Consider the following 3,715-nt stretch of genomic DNA (forward strand, 5'->3'; position numbering starts at 1 on the left):
CAACAAGAAACAGTAGAGCAACCAATTAATCCGTTATTTCAATGAAAAAAATCATATTCTTTTTTACACTATTGGTACTTGAGTTTGGCTACGCTCAAAGCATTCAATCCCCATCGGGAAAAATAGCCGTAAATTTTAAGCTAGCTCCTAATGGTCAACCTAGCTATTATGTAAATTACAAAAACAAGACGGTCGTTTTAGAAAGTGCTTTAGGTATCAAATTAAAAGAGAAACCAGCTTTAGATGCTAATTTTGATATTCTGGATTCAAAAACTTCTAGCTTTAACGAATCTTGGAAGCCCGTTTTAGGAGAGCAGTCGAGTATTAAAAATCACTATAATGAACTTACTGTTTCGCTCCTTAATAAGGAAACGAAGGTAAAAATGAATATCATTTTTAGAGTTTTTGACGAAGGGGTAGCTTTTAGATATGATTTCCCAAAACAAGCGGAGCTGAATTATTTCATCATTTCTGATGAGGTTACCCAATTTAATCTTACCGAAAACAATAAAGTTTTTTGGATTCCAGGTGATTTCGATAGTAATGAATACGAATACAACGAAACGAAATTTTCTGAAATTGATAATTCCAAAATCAATATGAACAACGGTATTGGAGTAAAATCTATTCCAGGGAAATATACGGTTCAAACACCTTTGATGATGAAAGCACCATCGGGTTTGTATCTCAATATTTTTGAAGCGGCTGTAGTTAATTATCCAGTAATGCATTTGAATGCCGATGTGACCAATTATAAATTAAAAGCCGAATTAGTTCCAAATGCCATTGGAGACAAAGCCTATTTGCAAACGCCTTGTGTTTCGCCTTGGAGAACCATCATGATTAGCGATGACGCTAGAGATATTGTGGCTTCCAAAATGATTTTAAACCTGAATGAACCTTCAAAAATTGAGGACACTTCTTGGATAAAACCCATGAAATATGTTGGAATTTGGTGGGAAATGCACGTAGGGAAATCTACTTGGGATTATGCAGGTTCTCAAAATGCCACAAATTTTGCAGATGCACCAAAAGCCTCAGGAAAACACGGTGCTACTACTGAAAATACGAAACGTTACATTGATTTTGCTGCTAAAAACGGTTTTGATGGCGTTCTTGTTGAAGGTTGGAATGTAGGTTGGGAAGATTGGAATGGCAACTGGAAAGAGGAAGTATTTGATTTTACAACGCCGTATCCAGATTTTGATATTGGAGGAATTTCGGCTTACGCCAAAGATAAAAACGTCAAAATGATCATGCATCATGAAACATCAGGATCGGTAGGGAATTACGAAAGACACTTGGATCGTGCTTTTAATTTGATGAAAAAATACGATTATCCTGCCGTAAAATCGGGGTATGTGGGTAAAATTATTCCGCGTGGTGAATTCCATGACGGACAATCGATAGTGAATCATTTTAATTTCGTTGCAAAGCGCGCTGCTGATTACAAAATTATGGTAAACTCTCATGAATCGTCAAGACCAACTGGTTTTGGAAGAACGTATCCAAATTATATCGCTGCCGAAGCGGCTCGTGGAAATGAATTCAATGCATGGAGCGTTGGGAATCCGCCTGCACACGAAACTATTTTGCCATTTACCAGACTATTAGGAGGACCTATGGATTATACGCCGGGAATTTTTGAAATCAAGATGAGTTATTACGATAAAAACAAAACAGAGCAGGTTCATACCACTTTAGCTAAACAATTAGCATTGTACGTAACTATGTATTCGCCCTTGCAAATGGCAGCCGACTTGCCAGAGAATTATGAGAAATACTCGGATGCTTTTCAGTTTATCAAAGACGTTGAAACAGATTGGGATGAAAGTAAATATTTAGAAGCTGAACCTGGAGATTACGTAACAGTTGCCCGAAAAACAAAAGGAAAAGAAACGTGGTTTTTAGGAGCCATCACGGATGAAAATCCTCGTAAATCAGAACTGAAATTAGACTTTTTAACCCCAGGTAAAAAATACAAAGCCATCATTTATGAAGATTCAAAAGATGCCGATTGGAAAAATAATCCAATAGCCTACCAAATCAAAACGATTGTAGTCACAAATAAATCAAAACTAAAATTAATCTTAGCAGCGGGCGGAGGTACAGCTGTTAGTTTTGAGCCATTAGAAAAATAGTTGCAACAGATGCGATCAAATAATGGAATTAGTTACTAGTTAATTGCAATCATGCCATTTATTACAATGAAAGACTATTTTATTTTACGTTTTAAAATGTTTAACAGACAGTTAACCGAGTTGGGAATTGAACCAATAATAGGTTATGTGGTAGGTTTTTGTGTATTTGTGTTTTCATCAAATAAATTATTTGAAAAAACGCAATATGCTGACTATATCTTTATGGTAATTTCTTTAGGTGTGATAGTAAGTTTATATGAAATACGTAAAGATGAATTTTTAAAGCTTCATTTCTCAAGAGTTGAATATTTCAAAATAAGAATACTCGAAAACTTAATTGTTTCTAGTGCATTCATCATTTTTTTATTTTATCAAGAAAAATATTTTAGTGCTGTTGCTCTTCTTATTACAGTTTGTTTTTTATCACTAATGAGCTTTAAAACTAAAGCTAATTTTACGTTTCCAACTCCTTTTTACAAATATCCATTTGAGTTTGCTGTTGGGTTTAGAACAAATTATTACATCTACATATTCGCTTATTTTTTGGCATTTATGGCTATTAGTGTGCATAATTTTAATTTAGGAATTTTTTCACTCATTATGGTTATGCTTTCCTGTTTAAACTATTACACAACTACTGAAGATAAATTTTATGTTTGGATTTTTTCTAAGTCTCCAAAAGATTTTATTAGATACAAGTTCAAGATCATTTTACTTTATGCAACAATTTTATGTTTGCCAATAATTATAGGTTTGTCAGTGTTCTTCTATTCTGATATTGAAATAATTTTAGTTTTTCAATTTTTAGGATACCTGTTTATCTTAACAGCTATGTTAGCAAAGTACTCCATTTTCCCAGATAAATTAAATATCAGATATGGAATTGTATTTGGACTAACTTTATGGCTTCCACCATTGTTATTGTTTATTATTCCCTATTTATACATACAGTCACTTAAAAAATTAAAAGAGATATTATAATGATTAGTATTGAAAATTTGTCAAAATCATACGGATCTAAAATAGTTTTAGAAAACATTAATTTAAATTTTTTGAAAGGCAAAGTGTATGGAATAGTCGGAGAAAATGGGGCAGGAAAAACAACCTTATTTAACTGTATTGCTGGATTAGAAAATCATGATGGAATAGTAAAATATGAATTTGGATTGCTAAAAAATCATCTGGGATATTTACAAACAGAACCTTACTTTTTTCCAAAAATAACCGGAAATGAGTACATCAAATTATTATGCAATGCCAGAAATATTTCGATTACTGATTTGGGTGAAAGAAATATTTTTGATTTACCACTACATGAATATGCTGTTAAATATTCAACAGGAATGAAAAAAAAACTGGCATTAACTGCTTTATTATTGCAAGAAAACAAAGCAATTATTTTAGACGAACCCTTTAACGGCGTTGATATTCAAAGTAATATAATCATAATTGAAATAATTCAAAAACTCAAAGAAATGGGGAAATCAATTATTATATCGTCTCATATTTTTTCAACTTTAAGTGATACTTGCGATGAAATAATGCTTTTAAAAAATGGAAGAATTATTCAAAGT

Annotated in this window: 3 protein-coding genes; all 3 read left to right on the plus strand. The window is 32.4% G+C overall.

What is annotated here, in order from left to right; genetic code table 11:
- Nucleotides 1–41 precede the first annotated feature (41 nt).
- Entirely contained in the window at nucleotides 42–2,141 is a 2,100-nt protein-coding gene (locus tag FPG59_RS14705) for a glycoside hydrolase family 97 protein (RefSeq protein ID WP_086455319.1), read from the plus strand.
- A 51-nt stretch (nucleotides 2,142–2,192) separates the two neighbouring features.
- Entirely contained in the window at nucleotides 2,193–3,122 is a 930-nt protein-coding gene (locus FPG59_RS14710) for a hypothetical protein (protein WP_086455320.1), read from the plus strand.
- A partial coding sequence (locus tag FPG59_RS14715) for an ATP-binding cassette domain-containing protein (protein WP_086455321.1) occupies nucleotides 3,122–3,715 on the plus strand: 594 nt, incomplete at its 3' end. The genes FPG59_RS14710 and FPG59_RS14715, both read left to right, overlap by 1 nt.

The sequence above is a fragment of the Flavobacterium sp. FPG59 genome (genome assembly GCF_002150205.1).
Lineage (GTDB): Bacteria > Bacteroidota > Bacteroidia > Flavobacteriales > Flavobacteriaceae > Flavobacterium.

What these genes read in the sequence shown, in the direction of transcription:
- FPG59_RS14705 (WP_086455319.1), top strand. Translation starts at nt 42, where the DNA reads ATGAAAAAAATCATATTCTTTTTTACACTATTGGTACTTGAGTTTGGC.
- FPG59_RS14710 (WP_086455320.1), top strand. Translation starts at nt 2,193, where the DNA reads ATGCCATTTATTACAATGAAAGACTATTTTATTTTACGTTTTAAAATG.